Below are 21,246 nucleotides of genomic sequence, written 5' to 3' on the forward strand. Positions count from 1 at the left end.
TGTGATAATCTTTCACTACAGTGTAAACCAAGATGGGAACAGATTGTGAATATTCAAGTGCTTGGCTGCAGCGGCGGACTCAGCGGCGACAACAAAGGAGGTTCAACCTGTATTCAGCTCAATCATAACATTGTGATTGACGCAGGCACCGGCCTGAATCAACTCAGCCTGGCACAAATGCACCAAGTTCGGCATGTGTTTTTAACCCATTCACACATGGACCACATAGCGGCGCTCCCTACCTTTTTAAGTAACCAGTACGGAAGTGAGCACTTACCCGTCACCGTATACGCACAGGCTCATACCCTGGAGAAGCTGAAGAATAACATTTTTAATGGCGATATCTGGCCTGAACTCAGCAGCATGACCGAAGGACCGGAGCCGATACTAACGTTTAAAGAAATTCACCCGGGTGAATGCATAGAGCTTGAAGGTATGGAAATTAAAGCCTTTGCCGTCGAGCATAGCGTGCCGACAGTGGGGTACAGCGTCAAAAGTCAGGGCAAACACTTTGTCTTCCCTGCCGATACCATAGCCGGCAAGCAACTGACCGAGCAGCTTAACCGCTTAGGCCATATTGATACTCTCATGCTGGAATGCGCTTTCCCCGACGAATTACTCCAGGTTGCAGAAAAAACCAAACACATGACCCCGGGCTTGCTAGAAAGCACCCTGAAAAGCTTAGAGCAACAACCCGCTGAGCTTTGGGTAACTCACCTGAAACCCAGCTACGAAATTGCCCTGCGCAAAACCTTAGCAACCAACCCACCGCATAAAAATACAGTGGTGTTGTAACCTGAGCTATGGGATATCGTTCCTGACGTAAACATCAGGCTACACGTCGCGAATCAGATGTTCACATCAGGTGAGATACCATGGATAGCGAACGCCCTAACGGTTGCAGGGACTATTGAGGAGGTGTGCAGCGCGAGCTGCAAGAGACATCAAACCCGTGGGCTTTCTGCTGTAGGAGTGTCGAAGGCCATGGATGGCCTTCGTCAAGCGTTCAGGGATGAACTTGCAGCGTCTCCGTAAGCAGAAAGCCCACGGGGTAGCCGAATTGCAGTTCGCGCCGCCCAGCTACCCGAGGTGCTTACGGGCGTTGCGGAACATGCGCATCCACGGGCTGTCTTCGCCCCACTCATCCGGGTGCCAGCTGTTGGCTACGGTACGGAACACACGCTCAGGGTGTGGCATCATTGCCGTCACACGGCCATCGTCACTGGTTACTGCGGTAATGCCGTTGGGTGAACCATTCGGGTTAGCCGGATACTGCTTAGCCACTTCACCCCAGTTATCAATATAACGCAACGCAACCTGACCACTTTGCTCTAACTGCGACTGTTGCTGAGGGTTAGCAAATTCAGCACGGCCTTCACCATGAGACACCGCAATTGGCATACGCGATCCTGCCATGTCACCTAAGAAAACCGACTGAGACTCCTGCACTTCCACCAGGCTAAAGCGTGCTTCAAAACGCTCGCTGCGGTTCGTCACAAAACGAGGCCAGTGCTCGGTTCCCGGAATGAGCTGCTTCAGCGTGGATAACATCTGACAGCCGTTACACACACCCAGTGCCAGCGTGTCATTACGATTAAAGAAAGCTTCAAACTGCTCACGAGCACGGTCGTTAAATAAAATAGACTTAGCCCAGCCCTCACCGGCACCTAAAACGTCGCCGTAAGAGAAGCCGCCGCAAGCAGCCAATGCCTGCATATCTTCTAACGACACACGACCCGCTAAAATGTCACTCATGTGAACATCGACCGCTTCAAAACCGGCACGGTCAAAGGCAGCTGCCATTTCGTAATGCGAGTTCACACCCTGCTCACGCAGAATTGCTACTTTAGGCGCCACACCTTTGGCAATATAAGGCGCCGCGATGTCTTCAGACGGGTCAAAGGTTAAATCGGCCTGTAAACCCGGGTTGTCGGCACGCTGTTTCAGGCGAAACTCTTCATCAGCACACACCGGGTTGTCGCGTAAACGCTGCATATGATGCGTGGTTTCGGCCCACACCGTACGCCAGTGTGTACGGCTCTGCGCCAGAACATCATTCCCATTACGGGTAAAAACAATGGCGTCTTCATGTGTTGGCTCACCAATGCGTTTAACACAGTCGCCTAAGCCAGCCTCGCTGTAAGCTTCCATCACTTGCTGATACTGCTCGTCGCTGACCTGAATAACAGCGCCCAGCTCTTCATTAAACAGAACCGCTAAATTGTCTTCGCCTAACTCGTCCAGTGCCACTTTCGCACCGCAGTTTCCGGCAAACGCCATTTCCGCTACGGTGGTGAACAGTCCGCCGTCTGAACGGTCATGGTAGGCCAGTAAACGCCCTTCGGTGACCAACTGCTGTGTGGTGTTAAAGAAGGTTTTAAAGGCTTCAGTGTCGTCTAAGTCTGGCGTGTGTTGTCCCAACTGCTGATACACTTGCGCCAGTGCAGAGCCGCCTAGCCGGTTCTGACCTTTACCTAAATCAATTAATATCAGATGCGACTGGCCTTTGTCGGTACGCAATTGCGGCGTTAAGGTTGCGCGAATGTCATTCACCCGGCCAAACGCCGTAATCACCAAACTCATTGGCGCAGTCACGGCTTTGTCTTCGCCGTCTTCCTGCCACTGAGTTTTCATCGACATGGAGTCTTTACCCACCGGGATGGTAATACCCAGTTCCGGACACAGCTCTTCACCTACCGCTTTAACAGCCTCGTACAAGCCGGCGTCTTCGCCCGGGTGACCAGCTGCGCACATCCAGTTAGCCGATAATTTAATGCGTTTTAAATCGCCAATGTCCGCAGCGGCAATATTAGTCAGAGATTCAGCTACCGCCATACGGGCCGAAGCGCCAAAGTTCAGTAATGCCAGCGGCGTACGCTCGCCCATGGCCATTGCTTCACCGTGGTAGCTGTCATAACTGGACGCGGTTACCGCAACATCAGCCACCGGTATCTGCCACGGACCAACCATTTGGTCTCTGGCAACCAAACCGGTAACACTGCGGTCACCAATGGTAATTAAGAAGGTTTTCTCAGCAATAGCCGGTAAGCGCAATAAACGATCAGCGGCGTCATTCAAGTCAGCCGCTTCCAGATGCAATGGCGTACCTTCGGCCTGCAAGCGGGCCACGTCGCGGTGCATCTTCGGCGGCTTGCCTAACAATACGTCCAGTGACAAATCAATCGGCTGATTCGAGAACTTGGCATCGTTCAGTAAAATAGTGAGCTCTTCAGTCGCTTCACCAATAACCGCGTATTCTGCACGCTCGCGCTCACACAAAGCTTCAAAACGCGCCATATTCTCCGGTGCAATAGCAATAACGTAACGTTCCTGCGACTCGTTGCACCAAATTTCCAGCGGTGTCATGCCGGGCTCATCGTTTGGTATTTCGCGCAGTTCAAAGCGACCACCACGACCACCATCACTAACCAGTTCCGGCATGGCATTCGACAGGCCACCAGCGCCTACGTCGTGAATAAAGGCAATAGGGTTATCGGCTCCTAGCTGCCAGCAACGGTCAATCACTTCCTGACAGCGGCGTTCCATTTCCGGGTTTTCACGCTGTACTGAAGCAAAATCTAAATCTTCTGTCGACTCACCCGACGCCATAGAAGACGCCGCGCCGCCACCTAAACCAATGTTCATTGCCGGGCCACCTAGTACAACCAGCTTAGCGCCAACCGGAATATCACCTTTTTGTACATGGGCTTCACGAATATTGCCTAAACCACCGGCAATCATAATTGGCTTATGGTAACCACGGGTCTCGCGCCCATTGTGGCTGTCGACCGTTTGCTCGTAAGTACGGAAGTAGCCGGTCAGCGCGGGACGACCAAATTCATTGTTAAAGGCTGCGCCGCCTAATGGACCTTCCAGCATAATATCCAGCGCCGAAACAATACGCGCTGGTTTGCCGTAGTTTTCTTCCCACGGCTGCTTAAAGCCAGGAATATTCAGGTTAGAAACGCTGAAGCCCACCAGGCCAGCTTTAGGTTTAGAACCAACACCAGTAGCGCCTTCATCGCGAATTTCACCGCCGGAGCCGGTTGCAGCACCCGGGTAAGGAGAAATAGCCGTTGGGTGGTTATGCGTTTCCACCTTCATCAGAATATGCACCGGCTCGTGGCTGTAACCATAACTCATGCTGTCCGGCTGCGGATAAAAGCGCCCGGCTTCATGGCCTTCCATAACAGCAGCGTTGTCTTTGTAGGCCGACAACACGTAGTCCGGTGTGGTTTCAAAGGTGTTTTTAATCATTTTGAACAGCGACTTAGGCTGTTCCGCGCCGTCTATGGTCCAGTCGGCGTTAAAAATCTTGTGGCGACAGTGCTCAGAGTTTGCCTGGGCAAACATATAAAGCTCAATGTCGTTCGGGTTGCGATCCAGTTTGCGGAAATTTTCTACCAGATAATCAATTTCGTCATCGGCCAGTGCCAGACCTAAGCTGATATTTGCCTGTGCCAGAGCTTCACGGCCGCCTGCCAGAATATCCACCGAAGACAATGGCTGCGGTTCCTGCGAGCGGAATAGCTGCTGCGCGTCGTTCATATCGTACAAGACACTTTCGGTCATACGATCATGCAACAGTAACGCCGCTTGCTTCAGCTCTTCAGCCGACAAGTCACCCTGTAGATAGAAAGCCACACCACGCTCAACACGATGAATACTTTTCAAGCCACAGTTGTGGGCAATGTCAGTGGCCTTTGAAGCCCAGGGAGAAATAGTACCAATGCGGGGAGTAACCAATACCAGAGCACCTTGAGGCTCGTGTGCCGGCATTTCAGGGCCGTACTTCAGTAACTGAACCAATACGGAACGGTGTTCGTCGCTCAGTTCATTGTGCAAATCAACAAAGTGCTGATACTCGGCATAAAGCTCTTTGACAGGAATTCCTGCCTGTTTCAGTTGTTCAAGTTGCTTCGTTGTTTTGAAGGCTGATAAGGCAGGTGCACCGCGGTAGATTTCCACAAGCAAGGTCTCCAAAGCTGGGCGATTTTTGCTGGCAGATTATACAGTAGCCTGACATTTATGTCAGGTGGAATATCGAACCTGACGTAAACGCCTGGCTACTCGACTTTGGCTGTACCTTCGCGATTCACTATGCGAAACCACTTTTCGCGTCTATCGATGATACGTTGTCTGCGCTTACGGATAACAGCGCGACGGCGGGAATTATTTTCACGTCTGAGGCGGTTGGCTCGCATAGACTTTGGCCTTTATTGCGTTGAAAGACCTGTTCAGCTTACCTTGCCGCCTCAGTTTTATGCAATGATTTTATGCAGGCTTATCGGCTTAATTTGCGTAACTCAACTGAATGTGGAAAGATCAGCCGCCTATCAGCAAAAGGACCTGTTATGAATGAACTCCAATCCGACGTTTGGTACATAGTAAGAACCAAGCCAAAGCAGGAAGAGCGCGCCATTTTAAACTTAGAAAACCAGGGGTTTGAGGTGTTTGCGCCGGAGTTAACAGTGAAGAAAGTGCGCAGAGGTGTGCGTACATCGGTGGTTGAGCGTATGTTTCCGGGCTATGTCTTTGTGAAACCCGATGACATTATCGAGCAATTTTACAAACTTCGCAGTACCTATGGTGTCGCCGGAGTATTACGTTTTGGCGATAACATTCCAAAAGTCCCTCAAAGCTGGATAGACCAAATGCGGGGCGTGGATCAACTAACCGACGAACAAGCCCCTCAAGTGGGTGACACAGTCGAAATTCAGCAAGGCCCCTTCCGTGGGTTCCTTGCCAAAATTGTCAAACTGGATGGTGAATCACGCTGCTTTGTTATGCTGGAATGGATGCAAAAAGAAGTGAAAGCTAACTTCAGTTACAAAGAGCTGCAATTCCAATAAAATCAGGCTACGCGTTTGCGTAGCCCCAGAGCGATAAGCCCCAATAAAACCAACCAGCCGGCGTGTCCGCCGCTACTGCTTTCTGACGGCGCTGCACTTACCGTGAAGTTAACGCTGTCACTCTCGCTGTTACCTTCGGTGTCGCTTGCACTCAGTCGATATTGATATTGACCGGCAGACAAGCTTCCAACAGACGCCGTAACCGTATCGCCGGATAGGCTGACATTAGAAACTTCAGTTTCGCTGCCATCGCCATTTACCCGGACAATCTCAATGCTGGATGTGTCCAGATTCTCGTCCTCGTCAGTTACAGTAGCGGTTAACGTCACTGTCTGACCCTCTACAGTATTGCTGGCACGGAAACCGCTAATACCTGGAGCTATTGCTCTTGGCTCAACAGTTAGTGAGACCGTTACACTTTCGCTGCCGTCACTAAAGTCAACACGCAGTGGTACGGATAACGCATCATCTACCATCGGTGTATCGCCCGACAGCTGAATTCGACGCTCACCTTCAACTTCAGGGTCAACTTCCGTAGCGCTAAAGTTTGAAATGAAGCCTTCCGGTTCTTCCACGCTGATAACAACGTCGTTAGGGACATTATAAACACTCACCGCAGAATTCACGGCTAACAGTTCGCCAATGCTTTCTCCCTGACTAACAAATACCTGTGCAGATCCGCCAAGCGTGCTGGATGGATCTATCCAAACCCCAGTAGAAACAGAGAAATCAGGTGCATCGGTATTAACCACTTTCAAAGGCAGGTGATACGGATTATGCACATTGTCTTTGTCTAACCCTGCGCTAATATCAGCAAGCGACTGTTTTAACGTTATGGTCATAATTCTGACGCTACTATCACCAATCACTTCCCAACTGAACCACTCAGCCGCATTGTCGATACCAACTTGTTGACTAACATCTGTGCCGCTGGCTGTCACGGGCAGAGCCAGCTGAATTGACTCATTTGCGGTTTCTGGGTCGGACAAATTAACGGCGATAACAGCTTCATCACCTGCCTCTGCAAGGCTTAACACATTTTCATCAACTAATAAGTAATCTGCCGAGGCATCCGTATAGTCGCCGCTAAAACTCGCGTTACTCACAAAGCGCCAACGTGCCGCATTAGCGTTAACTTCTTCAACGGCAATAACACAAATGCTGTCAGGAAGAGAGCTCGCCGCGTAGCTAACGGTATTATCGGAAACACCTGCGTCATCTAACAACGCTTGTTGTGATATACCGGTATACCCTTCACAAGCTCCGGCGCCAATAACGTACTTATCAGAGCCCTCAACGCGCGGCCAACTGAACGTCAGAGAGTCATTCCCAATGCGTTCAACTTGCATACTGTCAATATTGGTGCGTGAACTGTTATTTGCCCAAATAATACTGCTGCGCTGAGCCGCCAGACTAGCATCGGCTGCATCAATTTCAGAAGCCGCTTTACCCAGTGGCACACCATAGTTTCCATCAACTAAGTCCGGACTTGAGTAGGCAGCTTCACTGACACACTCACCTTCACTGAATTCGCTACGACACACAGAACCATAAGACATGGTCGTATAAAAACGTCCCTGCCCGTCGATAAAGCCATAAGGAATATGAAAGTCTTCCTGGTCACCTTCGCCACCGCTGGAGTTATCAGCTAATGTATAACGATCGTGACGCAGGCCAAAGTTATGACCCACTTCGTGCGCTACCGTACCCGATCCCATACAGCTTAAAGCCGTATAACCGGCATTGGCACCACCGCTGACAAAGCTCACCCGGTTGTTACTGGTACTAAAGTCAGAAGCTCTAAATGCAATTCCGCATACGTCCGGGTTATCAGCCCCGATAAAATGCACCACATCGGCTTTATAGCGGTCTATTAAACGAAGCATTCTTTGGTCGTCGATAAGCTCATCCAATAAGGGATCCGGGTTTTCATTAGGAAAGTCTGTGGTGCTTTCGGGACGAAACGGCTCCATTCCGGCAACAGCCATGGTTACCGGAACACCAGAGCGTTGAAATATACTATTGCTGGCGTCTACCGCACTTTGAATAGCCAGTTCCAAATCGTAATCGTTCTCTTCGGCATAACTGACTAAACGGTCGTCATACACAAACAACACATCGAGTGAGTCATCAAACTCTTGTACATCCTCTGGCGGTGCAGGTGAAAGATCAACGGAGTACGATTTTGGGGGGACAGATAAAGCTTGGGCATTGAGATTCAGCGTACCCTGAGGCTCCGTGAACCGGCGCTTAGGCTCAGCCGGCGGCAGGTTCGTGTTCTCTGTAACAGTTTTACCATCCACTCGGCGAATACTGACAGAGCCGAGTTGCGGATGGGTAATTGAGATAAGCTGATTATCACCACGTTGATGTAAAAAGCCTAAATGCTGAGTGTCACCCGATGCGTTCTCAAAGGTCAGCCGATAGCTGTTAGCGGACGACAAACGCTCGGCAAGCGTCGCTTCTATAATCTGGTTCTCTACAGACAGTTCAATACTGTCACCCAAACTTTGAGCGGCGGCAAACATCGGTGTTAGTGCCACTACTGCCGCAGCTATTGTCTTCTTGTTCATCTATTTTCGTTCCTATACGTTTACTGCTTTCCTGACGTGAGGATCTCACCTGACATGAATGTCAGGGTACATCACAGGGCATCAGGCTAAAGCCGTCCTTGCTCATCAAGATATTTTAGTGTGTCGTAAAAACGACGAATGTTTCCAACATAAGTTACCGGCTCATCGCCACGCGCAAAGCCATAGCGGGTATGACGGTAAAATTGTTTTTGCCGAAGCAGGGGTAAACGCTTCTTCACATCAACCCACCGGTCCGGGTTGCCCCCCTGACGCTCCGTTATTATCCGTGCATCTTCTAAATGCCCGAAGCCTATATTATAGGCAGCTAATGCGAACCATGTCCTGTCCGGTTGCGGAATTCTTGCCGGAACCCGGTTCAGCATGCGCTCCAAATAACGGGCACCACCGCGAATGCTCTGCTCTGCGTTCAAACGGCTCTTAACTCCCATAGCCTTGGCGGTAGGCAGGGTTAGCATCATCATGCCCCTAACGCCGGTGGGCGATACGGCACGCGGGTTCCATAATGACTCCTGATAAGAAATTGCCGCCAGCAAGCGCCAGTCAAGCGAACCAGAATGTTCTTTAAAGGTTTCCTGGTAAATCGGTAATATTTTATCTACCGCCTCAATAAATAAGCTGGTGGTCACATAATTAAATTGTTTTACGTGGCCAAAGTGCTGCTCTTTAATGTGCGCCAGCCGACCGCTTGCACGAATTTCGCCAAAATATTCCACCACGGCAGAAAACAACGAATCATCGTCGCCCTGCGGCAGAGCCCAGGCAATGTCCTGATCATGCTTTACGGTAAAGGCCACGCTTAAATCCGGATGGAAACGCCGCTGAATATCCAGCGCCGTACTGTCGGTTATGGTGTAGTCAATCTCTTCATTAATCACCATTTGCAGCAACTCTACCGCATCATGGTCACGAGTTGCGCGCCAGTTCAGGGTAGGAATGCTGTCGCCTAAACTTTTCAAAAACTCGTGGTGTGAACTGCCTTCCACCACCACAATTTCGCCATCGGTAATTTGCTGCAAGTCCCGTGGACGCTGCCGCGAGCCCTGCTTAAACACCACTTTCTGGCTAATCACATCGTACGGAGGGCCAAAACGAAACAGCCGCGCCCGTGTTGAGGTGCGGTCAATCCCGGCAGCGACAATATCAATTTCCCCCCGGCGCAGCATAGTGAAGAGATCATTCACATCAAACCGCGGCACCATTTCCAACTCAACACCTAAGCGATCAGCAAAGCGTTTCGCCAGGTCGTATTCAAAACCTTGCTCACGGTCATGGTCAAAATAATAGCTGGTGGGGTTCATTAAGGTTCCCACCCGCAATACCTGACGTTCCTTAACAACGGTCATGGCATCGGGGCGGGTTTGAGGACTGCAGGCCGTTACTAAGCTAACGGCAAGCAGCAATAAAACAAACAGCGATACTGCAGACTTCGGCATATTAGAGTGATTCCAGCGCCCAATTCACATAAAGCTCAGTACCGGTTTTCAGTGCGTCTTCGTCGGCATAGAAGTGCGGCGAATGGTTACTGGGCTCGTTGGCCATATCACGCTCCGGAGGCGTTACACCTAAGAATACAAACATGCCCGGTACTTCCAGTGCATAATAAGAAAAGTCTTCCGCGCCGGTTACTAACGGCACTTCCTGCACTTTATCGGCACCGGCAACCGCTTTAGTCACTGGCAGCATCTGCTCAACTAAGTCTGCGTCGTTGCTGGTTACCGGGTAACCCAGGTCAACATGCACATGGGCCTCAGCACCATTAGCTTCTGCGGTTTTTTCTGCAGTCAACTTCAGTTTATCGTGAATATCCGAACGAATATCCATGTCAAAGTTGCGGATAGTACCAATTAGGGTGACTTCATCGGGAATGATGTTGTTACGCACACCACCTTCAACAATACCAAAGGACAATACCGCCGGTGCCTTAGTAATATTGGTCTGACGACTAATAATAGTTTGTGCGTTATTAATAATTTGCGCTGAAGTCACAATAGGATCCACACCGCCCCAGGGGGTTGAACCATGTGTCTGCTTACCTTTGACTTTAATTTCAAACTGGTCAGAAGAAGCCATCAACGGGCCTTTACGATAACCCACATGCCCTGTCGGGAAGCCTGCCCAAACATGAATACCAAACACTTTTTCCGGCTTGTTGTCGGCAAACAAACCTTCTTCCAGCATCAGTTCAGCACCGCCCTCTTCACCTTCAGGCGCACCTTCTTCTGCCGGCTGGAAAATAAACATCACATTACCGGCTAACTCGTCTTTCATTTCAGTCAGCTTTTCAGCCGCGCCCATTAACATAGCTACGTGAGTATCGTGTCCGCAGGCGTGCATAACACCCACTTCGTTACCGCGATACTCAGACTTTACCGTCGACTTAAACGGCACGTCGGTTTGTTCAGTGACCGGCAGTGCATCCATATCAGCGCGCAGCGCAATGGTAGGGCCGGGTTTGCCGCCTTTAAGCAGGCCCACAACTCCGGTATGCGCCACACCGGTTTCCACTTCCATGCCCAGAGAACGTAAATGCTCAGCCACCATTTTTGCGGTTTCGAACTCACGGTTACTCAGTTCAGGGTTAGCATGAATATGGCGACGCCATTCAATAACCTGAGCTTCTAAATCACTGCTGACTTTTACCGGCGACTGTTGCGCCGCCGCTTGTGCGCTAAAACCAAAGCTGCTGGCCAGCATTAAGCTAATAACGAGCTTTTTCATTATTCTCTCCTGCATAGGTGCGGATTGTTGTTCTGGTACTGGGTAATATCCTGCGCTAAAATCGCCGCCATGACAACCGATGAAATCTACATGCAGCGAGCATTAGAGCTTGCTGAACAAGCGCAAAAAGCCGACGAAGTGCCCGTTGGCGCGGTGTTGGTCATGGACGGAAAAATTGTTGGCGAAGGTTACAATCAGGTAATTTCTTTGTCCGACCCTTCTGCCCATGCCGAAGCTCAGGCTATTCGCGCAGCAGGTCAGGCTATCGATAACTATCGGTTGGTCAACTCTACGCTGTACGTCACTTTAGAGCCCTGCGCCATGTGTGCCGGTCTGATAACCCATGCCCGTGTTAAGCGTTTAGTCTTTGGCGCCACCGACCCTCGTACCGGCGCTACCGGCACCGCCATTGATGTCATTAATCACGCATCGATGAACCACAAAGTTGAGGTTCAAAGCGGCGTACTGGCAGAAGAATGCGGCGATATTTTACGACGATTTTTCCGCGCCCGCCGCAAGTCTGCCAAAGTTAACCCTAAATAAGCATACCCGTTATTGCATAAGCTACGGTTGCGCCTAACCCGGCCAACAACGCATAAGGCAACTGCGTACGAACATGGTCAATATGCTCAACGCCCGACGCCATGGACGCAATAATGGTGGTATCTGAAATGGGCGACGCATGGTCACCAAAAATTCCGCCGGAAATTGCCGCCGCAATAAAAGGTGCAGCCGGTAAGCCCAGTGTCATTGCCAGCGGAATAGCCAGTGGCAGCATGATGGCAAAGGTGCCCCAGCTGGAGCCAATAGAAAACCCGGTAATAGCGGACAAGACAAAAATCAGCGGCAGCAGCATCCATAATTGCACGGAACCGTCCAGCGCAGCAGCCAGAAACTCGCCGGTACCTAAGTCACGGGTTAAACCACCCAGCGCAATCGATAACCACAAAATAACCGCCAACGGCAGAATATTCCACGCCCCTTTTAACAGGTAGCGGCCAACATCCATCAGGTTAACCGGTTGCGTCATTAACGTACCCGCCACCGCAAGGCCCAATGCCACATATATAGCAATGAACACACTTAAGGTGCCGTTACCGTCCACCAATACACCGTTTCCGGTTATCAGCAGCATGACAGGTACCATCACCACTAAAGAGATCAGGCTGGTCATCACCACCGCGGTGCCTTTACCAAAGCTGGCCTCTTCATCGGGCCCGTCGCCCCAGGTGTTTTGTGATACCTGATCAGGCACCGCATTCTTCTCAAACGCTTTCATTGGGCCAATATTCCAGTCGAACAAAGCCACAAACAACGCCAGCAATACCGCAAAAATGGCATAAAAGTTAAAGGCTATAGACTGAATGAACACCAGTAGCGGTTGTTCAACACCCTGGTTAGAAATTAGCGTTAAATTAAACGCCCCCCAGGCATTCAAAGGAATAAGAATACAAATGGCCGCACAGGTTGAATCCACAATATACGCCAGCTTTTCACGCGCTATGCCCAGACGGTCATAAATAGGTCGTGAGGTTGTGCCTGAGATCATAATAGTGACGTTAGACTCAATAAAAACAATAACGCCCAAAACCCAGGTCATTAAGCGCGCCCGGCGTTTGCTTTCAATCCACTGTTTACGCTCTAGCTTTAATACGAACTGTTTAAAGGTGCCGCCGTTTTCCAGCACCCCGAATAAAGCACCAATGCCCAGCGTAAAAAACCACACCAGCATATTACTGGGGTCAACAAGGGTGTCCCAGGTACTGTTCAGCGTGCCGTAGGCGATATTCTCCGGAGCCGGCCAGAACAACAGAATATTGGCCAGAATAATGCCGCCAATAAGCGCCAGCAGAACTTTTCGGGTAACAATGGCAAATACAATTGCCAGCAAGGAAGGTAAAAGACTGGTCCAGCTCAGTTCCATTGGGTCAGCTAATTAGTGTTTGATAAAGGGAGATTAAAATAATAAACCGCCGCGGGCAATACCAGCGGCGGTTTATTCATTCGGCGTGAAACAATCAGAACTTGTATTCTACGCCTAAACGTACAGACCAAAGCGAAGGCGCACCGGCGCGAGACTGAACATTGCTAATGTCCCGGAACGAATTGTACTGATACTGACCGGCGTCGTTAATTTCGACGTCAGCCACAGTCACTGCACGAGGGAAGCTCGCTTCGTAAAGCACGCCCCAGTCATCGTTCAGCATGTTACCTAAGTTTTCAATGACGAAGAACGCGGACGCTTTGTGGTCATCCATAAAGCCCGGAAGCTCCTGCTCAATGCGCAAATCAACTTTGGTCCACCATTTGCTGTTGAACTCGTTACGCGGCGCAATACCACCAGCGTACTTGCTCAAACCCGACTCTTCCAGAAAGTCGAAGAATGCTCCGGTCTCAAATGGGTTACCGTCGCCGTCAGTACCAATCGCAAAGTTTGGATCGTCCAGACCCGTCGGTACGTACAGCAAGCTACGGCCCTGGTACGCCACTTCACCAAAAGGACCATCGCTCATTGTGTAAGAGAACGGACGGCCTTTGTTGCGCGTACCAAATAAGGTCACCACAGTGTTGTAACCATCGAAGAACTCTCTGGTGTAGTTCGCTTTAAAGGTAAAGCGATGCGGGATCTCGTAGTTAGAAGTTGCAACACCCGGATTCTGAGCGTTTGCCGTTGCCAGGTTCGTGTAGTTAGAGAACGACACCGAACTGGTCATTGGGTTAACGTCTTCCGCCTTGTTATAGGCGTAACCGAAGGTCCAGTCCAGACCAAAGTCATGCGACTTACTTAACGCCAGTGAAACCGTGGTTTGTGAACCAGAATCGCCGTCAACATTCGTCAACAGAAAGTCGTCGCCCTGGTCACGCCCGTCAGTAGACATCTCATCAAAAATTGGACGTCCATCCGGCGCCGTATCAACCTGCTCCAAGCCCAGATTATAAATAATCGCCGCATCTTTCTTATCAGTGTATAAGAAGTCCGCCATCAAAATGTAGTCATCCGGCAGGGTGTAAGTTGCGCCTAATGCGTACTTCCACTCTTTCGGTAGGTCGAAGTTAGGATCCATTGTGTTAATCGGGCCCTGACCGCTGGCGTTAGCCACTTCGTCGTACATTTCCTGAGGAATGTCAAAAATTGGGTTGCCGTCGCCAGTATGCGGCACACCAAATAATGACTCCCCGGAGAAATCGCGGAAGGCCTGGTACTGAGTCACGCCATTATTCGAGTAGTTGTTCGAGATCCACACATTGGGGTTACCACCGGAGTACAAACCAACACCACCGCGGACTTCTAAGTCAGGGTTAACAAACCAGTTAAAACCAAAGCGTGGTTGCAGTAAGTCCTGACCGTCCATGTTTTGCTGGTTAGAGAACCCGTAAAGTTCCTGAGTTAACGGGTTGTTCACCGGGTAGTCATCACTAGTATACCAGTCGTAACGCAAACCGTAGGTGAAGGTAATATCCATTGATGCGTAGTAATATTCGTCCTGAACGTATGCCGTGTTAACCGCGTAAGCGAATTCAGCAGCAGCATCCTGAGGGTTGTTGGTACCCGCGGCACTTTCATAGATAGCCGCGTACGGTGTGCCGGCTTCAAAGTCGTCGATAGAACCGAAGCGATATTCGCCCTCAGCTTCCTGTACAAAAAGGTTAAACACGTCGTACTCTTCCCGCTCAATACCGGCAGAAATAACGTGGTCACCCAGCAAGTAGGTGCCTTTCAATTTAAAGAAAGTGGTGTCGTATTTCAGTTTGTTGGCATGGCGAGAGTCATCCGCACCTAAATACACCGTTGCGTCGTTAACACCAATCTGAACTTCACCAAAGTCGGTACCACCCAGGGGGCTCACCCGAGCGTCCAGCTCAGAATAACCCACACGCGTTTCAGTCGAGAAGTTATCACTCCAGTCGGAATATAACTCACCAACATAAGAGGTAAACTTAGAGCCACGCTCGTAGAAGTGGTTAGAGAATTCAAGTTCGTCTGAATCGCCGTCAGACTCTGCAATAGAGTAGCCATCGTTGTAGTTGTAAGTTAATGACGCACGGTGAGCATCGCTAATGTACCAGTCCAACTTGGCCAGGAATTTTTCGTCTTCTACCGGTAAGCTCGCCGGGAACCCGCCCGGGTTATAGCCGTAAACATTCTGTGCAATATTAGCGATACGCTCAACGTCGGCCTGAGTCACACCGGCAACTTCGGTCGCTGCACCAGAACCTTCCGGACCGCGATCAAAAGTGTCAGAGCCTTCCAGTTTCTCGTAAGAAGTAAAGAAGAACAGTTTATCTTCAATGAAAGCACCACCAACATTAAAGCCATAGCGCTTCTCGCTGAAGTCGCCAATATTAATGGTGTCGCCTTCTAACTCGTCGCCCTGCAAAGAGTCGTTGGTGTAATCGTAGAACACACCACCGAACATTTCGTTGTCACCGGTTTTGGTCACAGCATTAATGTTACAGGCGGTAAAGCCGCCGTATTGCACATCAAATGGTGCAAACTCAACCGCTACCTGCTCAATCGAGTCGTAAGAAAAAGGCATACGCTCAGTTGGGTAGCCACTGCTGTTCAGACCGAAGTTGTCGTTCATACGGACGCCATCAACCGTCAGACTGTTAAAACGTGGGTTAGCACCACCACACTGAATGTCGCCGGCATTGGTTTCGTTAATGTAAATACGTGGGTCAATGCGCACCACATCTTTTAAGTCACGGTTTGCAGCCGGTGCATTTTCCAAATCTTCTAGATTGAAGTTCGCGGCCGGACTGTTACTGCCATACAAAGCGTTACTGGTCATAGAGCCGGTTACACTTAAACGCTCCATGTCCGCCTGGCGCTCCAGCATCACGTTCACATTTTGTGAATCGCCTAAAGTTAGATAAACATCTTCGACAACCTGGGTGCGCCCTTCAGGGCCTTCAACCACCAAAGTGTATGGCCCGCCAACCGGCAAACCACGTGAAGAGAATGTCCCCTGCTCGTTAGAGCGTAAGGTTTTGACACTACCAGTACGCTCATCACGTAACTGGATGGTTGCATTTGAAACCACCTGCCCTGACTCAGTGGTAACAACACCGCGCAAGCTTGAAGAGGTTTCCTGCGCCACGGCTGAACCTGCTAACCCCATTGCTATGGCGGCAGCTACAGCAGTGCGCTTAAAAGTCGTGTTAAACATAGTTTTGTTCTTCCCGGTTTTGTTTTGGTTTTACTACAAATAAGGGTATAGCTTATTTGTGACAACTCTGTGAACTTTGCTCAAAAAAAAGCCGCACTTAAGGTGCGGCTTTCGTTATTCTTTAGCTGTTTCACTCAAAGCGAAATTAGAAGGTGTATTTAACACCCAGCTTCAGGCGCCAGGTAGACTCTTCAGCTTCGAAGATACTCCAGTCGTTATAACCAAAGAATGACTCGGCATACATGTAACGACCCTGGTCATCAAGACCGGCAAAGTCTACAACCGACTGGTTAGTGTACTGCTGACGCAATACTTCACCTTTTGAACTGTCGATAAGGTTCAACAGGTTATTAACGGTAATGTAGAAAATACCTTTATGGTCTTCTGCGAAGCCAGGTACTTCTTGCTGGAACTGGAAGTCCAGGTTGGTAACCCAAGGTGAACGACCTGTACCTTTCGGTGCAAAGCCACCTGCGTACTGTTCTAAACCAGCGTCACGGAAGTAAGCCATGGCTTCTTCGTACGACAACGGGCTTTCAGGGCTGAATGCAGGGTCATCCGCGCCAGTCGGGATGTATGGCAGGTAAGAACCACCACCCTGGAAGTATGGCTGATCACCGAAGTCACCATCGTTATACATACCCATGGTGTAACTGAACGCAGTACCTGAGCGACGGTTGAAGAATAAGTTAAACTTAGACGCGTAACCGCTAACAAATTCAGTGCTGTAACCTAATGCAATTTTCAGGCTGTGCTCAACCTGATAGTCAGCAGTGCCAAGCAATGCCTGGTTACGGTCACGAACAATGTTGTACTGGTAGTTTGAAGTCGCAGTAGACGACGTACCCGGGTTACCTTCTTCGATGTCCTGGAAGGTGTAAGCAGCGTATGCGTTAAAGCCGCTATCCCAGGCTTTAGACAATGAAGTTGTTAACAACCATGCTTTACCGGTTTTGTCTTCGTTAGTCAGCTGCAGGTCATAGTGGCCACTTGGTGCAGTTGGGTCACACGGCTCATAAATGTTGATGCCTGCTGCAGTTTCATCAGCAACACAGCGTGAGATATCAATCCACTGGCTGTTGTCTGTCATCCACTTACGAGTAACTTCAGCAGTTGCCTGGAAGTTATCACCAACACTAGGAATGTCGAAACGGTAGTCAACACCTACACGAGCAATCCAGTCAGACGGAATGTCGTAGTTAGGATCGATGCTGTTAGTGTCACCGTCACCGGCTTCCATGCTGTCCAATACCGCTTGCGGAATTTGTGCAGGGTTTTGGTTTTCCAGGTACTGATCTTCTGATACCTGATCACGGTCAAACTGTACCAGAGTATAGCCGTCGTTAGAGAACGAGTTTGAGATCCAAACATTTGGACGACCACCAGAGAAACGACCAAATCCGGCACGAACGACCATGTCGTCAGTAGCGAACCATTTGAAGTCAACGCGCGGTAAGAAAATGCCTTTACCGTCTAAGTTTTCCTGGTTGCTGTAGCCATAACGGTCAACAAAGTTCTCGTTTAATGTTGGCTTGTCGTCAACCATGTAGGTTTCGTAACGAACACCCAGACCTAATTCCATTGTATCGTTCAGGTACCAGTTGTCCTGTACGTACAAGTTCAGCATGCCTAACTCAAAGTTAGCCGCTGCGTCAGTCGCGTTATTCGTGTAAGCGTTCTCGTAGAAGAACTCATCGGCAGTACCGGCTTCGAAGTCATCAATTGACTCGTAAGACCAGGAACCTAAAGAGTTACGTACAAACACGTTATATACGTCAACGCTGTCATACTCACCACCGAACTCAATTTCGTGATCGCCGACCAGGTAATCGAATTTCGCGCCAATTTTGAAATTATCGTTTTCTAACTGGTTAGCGTGGCGGTTTGAATCAGGACCAAAGTTAAGAGTGCCATTTTCAGTACGGACGCTCACGTCACCAAAGTCTTTGGTTACCAAACCAGAAATTGCTTCAACCGCTTTGTGGCTGACATAAATTTCACTTGAAAGGTCACCACTCCAGTCAGCAAACCAGGACAAACGGAACAGATCCATGTTTTGCTGGTAGTCATACCAGTTAGTGTCCAGGTTTAAAGAGTTCTGGCTACTGCTAACGCCGCGCAGGTTGTTACCTTCAGTGCGGTTATAGGTTAACGCAACACGGTGATCGTAGTTGACGTTCCAGTCCAGCTTAACCAACAAGTTGTCGTTTTCGGTATCACGGACAGTGTCCCAGTTACCAATATCGAAGCCGTACTGAGTTTGTGCAATTTCGCGAACACGGTTGTACTCTTCCTGAGTCACGTTGCTGTCGTTCGGTGCGCCAGCGCCTGCAGGACCGTACTCAATTTGTGCCGGTTCTTGTGCGTTTTCGTAGTTAACGAAGAAGAAAAGCTTGTCTTTAATGATTGGACCGCCAACCGCAATACTGTAAGTATCACGTTCGTAATCCAATGGAACTTCTTGACCACTTTCAGGGTTTTCCGGGTCACCTGCCCATGCGTCGCTCATGCGCTCGTATGTAAGCGAGCCTTCAAATTCGTTAGAACCTGATTTAGTCACCGCATTAATACGGCCACCAGAGAAGCCGCCCTGAGAAGCGTCAAACGGTGCCATATCAACAGCAACCTGCTCTACCGCATCAATTGAAATAGGTGAGCGCTGGGTTGGATAACCATTACCGTTCAGACCAAAGTCGTCGTTTACACCAACACCATCAATTGAGATAGAGTTGAAACGCGGGTTAGAACCACCAATACTCATTGGTGCTTCGCTACCTGACAACAAGTTAACGTATGGGTTTAAACGTGCTACTTCTTTTAAGTCACGGTTAAAGGTAGGCGTATTTGCAATGTCATCTTCGCCGAAGAAACTGCTGCTACCGCGGTTTTCACCACCTAAAATCGCCGCACCGGAAACTTGAATACGCTCCATGTCGGTTGATTCAAGCTCAGCATTAATACGGTAAGATTCGCCCAGCGTTAAGTATACGTCTTCGTATACTTTGCGGCCATTTTCACCTTCAATAACGATGAGGTAAGGGCCACCGACTCGCAGACCAGAGTTTGCGAAAGCTCCAGACTCGTTGGTTGTCGCAACGGAACGAGTTCCTGTTGGAATGTGAATAATTTCAACACGTGCGTTTGCCGCAACGTCGCCAGAAGCAGTAACAACGTTACCACGGACAACTGACGATGTATCTTGTGCAATAGCTACACCGCTAAGGCCAAAAGCAATAGCAGCTGCGACAGCTGTACGCTTGAAAGTGGAGTTAAACATAGTTTTGTTCTTCCCGGTTTTGGTTTTGGGTTTTTAAGCACGAATGAGGGTAAGGCTCATTTGTGACAATTTCGTGAAAGGTTTGAAAAAAAACAGAAGAAGCGAAGGAACTTTTTTGCGAAGACGGGAGAGAAAAATGGGTCGTTCGCTGAGTATTCGATGACGAGCCGCGGCATAATAGCTGGTTCATTACCGGAAAGCTCATGACCTGATAAGAGTCAGAAGTACGGCAAGAGGTCGGAGCTGTATGGGATGCGGCTGAATTCATTACGCTTCTAAGACATTTGTGTGTCAGATATGTGACATATTTTAATCAAAATCTTTGCCCTTGCCTAGTCATTCGGGAACCTTTATTCTCTTCAATTGTCTTAGGCTGCTCTCTAACGGTTATTCCATGGGCTTTATGCGTTTTTTTGTATTTTTAACATTCGTTGTCTTTATGATTCCTACCTCTTTTTATGCCACAGCAGGCTCCGGTAAAAATGAACCTGAAACAATAAGGGTTGCGACCTTTAATGTCAGTATGGATGCGTCTAATTACTTAAGTGAAAATGAACTACCGACATTAGACAACTCACCATTACCGGAAATACTGCAGCAAGGTCACGGGCAAATACGGGGTATTGCTGAAATTCTTCAGCGCGTACGTCCTGACATTGTGCTGCTGAACGAGTTTGACTACCTTGACCCTGAAGTTGGCGTTAACGTCTTTCAAAAAGACTATTTAGCGGTTTCACAAAATGGCCAGCAAGCCATTGAGTACCCCTACGCTTATACCGCCCCGGTAAACACCGGTGTGCCCTCGCCTTTTGATTTAAACCGCGACGGTAAAAAAGAAGGTACCGGCATAGATGCCTGGGGCTTTGGCTGGTATCCCGGCCAGTACGGTATGGTCATACTGTCGAAGTACCCGTTGTTAACCGATAAAGTGCGTACCTTTCAGCACTTTTTGTGGAAAGACATGCCCGGACGTCACATTCCTTACGTTATGAATGAACAGGAACAGCCGACCAAGGAGCAGTGGTACTCCGATGAAATAATGGCGCAGTACCCGTTAAGCTCTAAGTCACACTGGGATGTCCCGGTAAAAGTGGGCGACCGGGTTATTCATCTGTTAGCGGCGCACCCTGTACCACCGGCTTTCGACGGCCCGGAAAACAGCAATGGTATGCGTAACTTCGATGAAATCCGCTTATTTGCCGATTACCTCACGCCTGGCAGTGACAACTACCTTTACGACGATAATGGCGTGCGTGGCGGACTTAGCGAGAATGAAAGCTTTGTTATTCTGGGGGACATGAACGCTGAAGCCGGTTCCGGTGGCGTCGACGGTGCCATTGAGCAGCTACTGGACCACCCCCGGGTTAATGACGTAAAGCCACAAAGCCAGGGCGGACAGCAGCACTCTCCCAATAACGGCAACTCGCAGTACCATACCGCCGCCTGGCGTAAGCGCGTTGACTACGTGCTGCCCTCGGACGACTTAATTGTAAAAGACGCCGGCGTGTTCTGGCCTGTCGATGATGAACCCGGCAGCCAGCTAATGAATAAGCGCAGCGCCTCTTCCGATCATCGTTTGGTTTGGTTAGATATCGTTAAATAAACACCAAACACCTCTGCAGCCCTTTATTTTA

At 49.6% G+C, this 21,246-nt stretch carries 11 protein-coding genes; 4 read left to right on the forward strand and 7 right to left on the reverse strand.

All coding sequences use genetic code 11. The annotated features are described in order from the left end of the window. Positions 1 to 45: 45 nt before the first annotated feature. Positions 46 to 795, forward strand: a complete 750-nt coding sequence (locus tag ACP7FG_RS03350; protein ID WP_439225512.1) for a 3',5'-cyclic-nucleotide phosphodiesterase — start codon at positions 46 to 48, stop codon at positions 793 to 795. Positions 796 to 1,080: 285 nt separating this feature from the next. Here the strand turns inward: ACP7FG_RS03350 and purL are convergent, their stop codons facing one another. Then, positions 1,081 to 4,968, reverse strand: coding sequence for a phosphoribosylformylglycinamidine synthase (gene purL, locus ACP7FG_RS03355; protein ID WP_439225513.1), 3,888 nt, complete (start codon positions 4,966 to 4,968; stop codon positions 1,081 to 1,083). A 386-nt stretch (positions 4,969 to 5,354) separates the two neighbouring features. On the opposite strand from purL, the gene rfaH reads away from it, so the two are divergent. Then, positions 5,355 to 5,852 (forward strand): transcription/translation regulatory transformer protein RfaH, encoded by a 498-nt coding sequence (gene rfaH, locus ACP7FG_RS03360; protein WP_054491340.1) that lies wholly within the window; start codon positions 5,355 to 5,357, stop codon positions 5,850 to 5,852. Positions 5,853 to 5,854: 2 nt separating this feature from the next. On the opposite strand, the gene ACP7FG_RS03365 is transcribed toward rfaH, so the two are convergent. The 3 genes from ACP7FG_RS03365 to ACP7FG_RS03375 form a co-directional block, all read right to left on the reverse strand. Next, positions 5,855 to 8,425, reverse strand: a complete 2,571-nt coding sequence (locus tag ACP7FG_RS03365; RefSeq protein WP_439225514.1) for a zinc-dependent metalloprotease family protein — start codon at positions 8,423 to 8,425, stop codon at positions 5,855 to 5,857. A gap of 86 nt (positions 8,426 to 8,511) precedes the next feature. Next, positions 8,512 to 9,879 (reverse strand): membrane-bound lytic murein transglycosylase MltF, encoded by a 1,368-nt coding sequence (gene mltF, locus ACP7FG_RS03370; RefSeq protein WP_416512068.1) that lies wholly within the window; start codon positions 9,877 to 9,879, stop codon positions 8,512 to 8,514. 1 nt (position 9,880) lies between these two features. Next, positions 9,881 to 11,164 carry an amidohydrolase gene (locus tag ACP7FG_RS03375; RefSeq protein WP_271331933.1) on the reverse strand — a complete coding sequence of 428 codons (1,284 nt, stop codon included), beginning with the start codon at positions 11,162 to 11,164 and terminating at the stop codon, positions 9,881 to 9,883. Positions 11,165 to 11,233: 69 nt separating this feature from the next. On the opposite strand from ACP7FG_RS03375, the gene tadA reads away from it, so the two are divergent. Further along, a complete protein-coding gene (tadA, locus tag ACP7FG_RS03380; protein ID WP_439225643.1) occupies positions 11,234 to 11,707 on the forward strand; it encodes a tRNA adenosine(34) deaminase TadA in 474 nt (157 codons plus the stop codon). On the opposite strand, the gene ACP7FG_RS03385 is transcribed toward tadA, so the two are convergent. From ACP7FG_RS03385 to ACP7FG_RS03395, 3 genes are all read right to left on the reverse strand, one after another. Continuing rightward, complete coding sequence (locus ACP7FG_RS03385; RefSeq protein ID WP_199496378.1) at positions 11,700 to 13,088, reverse strand: Na+/H+ antiporter NhaC family protein; 1,389 nt, start codon at positions 13,086 to 13,088, stop codon at positions 11,700 to 11,702. The two genes, tadA and ACP7FG_RS03385, sit on opposite strands and share 8 nt — an antisense overlap. Before the next feature lie 94 nt (positions 13,089 to 13,182). Further along, on the reverse strand, positions 13,183 to 16,335 hold the full coding sequence (locus tag ACP7FG_RS03390) for a TonB-dependent receptor (protein WP_439225515.1): 3,153 nt from the start codon (positions 16,333 to 16,335) through the stop codon (positions 13,183 to 13,185). Positions 16,336 to 16,480: 145 nt separating this feature from the next. Then, positions 16,481 to 19,612, reverse strand: coding sequence for a TonB-dependent receptor (locus tag ACP7FG_RS03395; RefSeq protein WP_222236572.1), 3,132 nt, complete (start codon positions 19,610 to 19,612; stop codon positions 16,481 to 16,483). Positions 19,613 to 20,051: 439 nt separating this feature from the next. Between ACP7FG_RS03395 and ACP7FG_RS03400 the strand changes: the two genes are divergently transcribed. Further along, positions 20,052 to 21,215 carry an endonuclease/exonuclease/phosphatase family protein gene (locus tag ACP7FG_RS03400; protein ID WP_439225516.1) on the forward strand — a complete coding sequence of 388 codons (1,164 nt, stop codon included), beginning with the start codon at positions 20,052 to 20,054 and terminating at the stop codon, positions 21,213 to 21,215. The last annotated feature ends 31 nt before the right edge of the window (positions 21,216 to 21,246 follow it).

It is taken from the genome of Idiomarina sp. ST10R2A5 (assembly GCF_051842325.1).
Taxonomy (GTDB): Bacteria; Pseudomonadota; Gammaproteobacteria; order Enterobacterales; family Alteromonadaceae; genus Idiomarina; species Idiomarina abyssalis.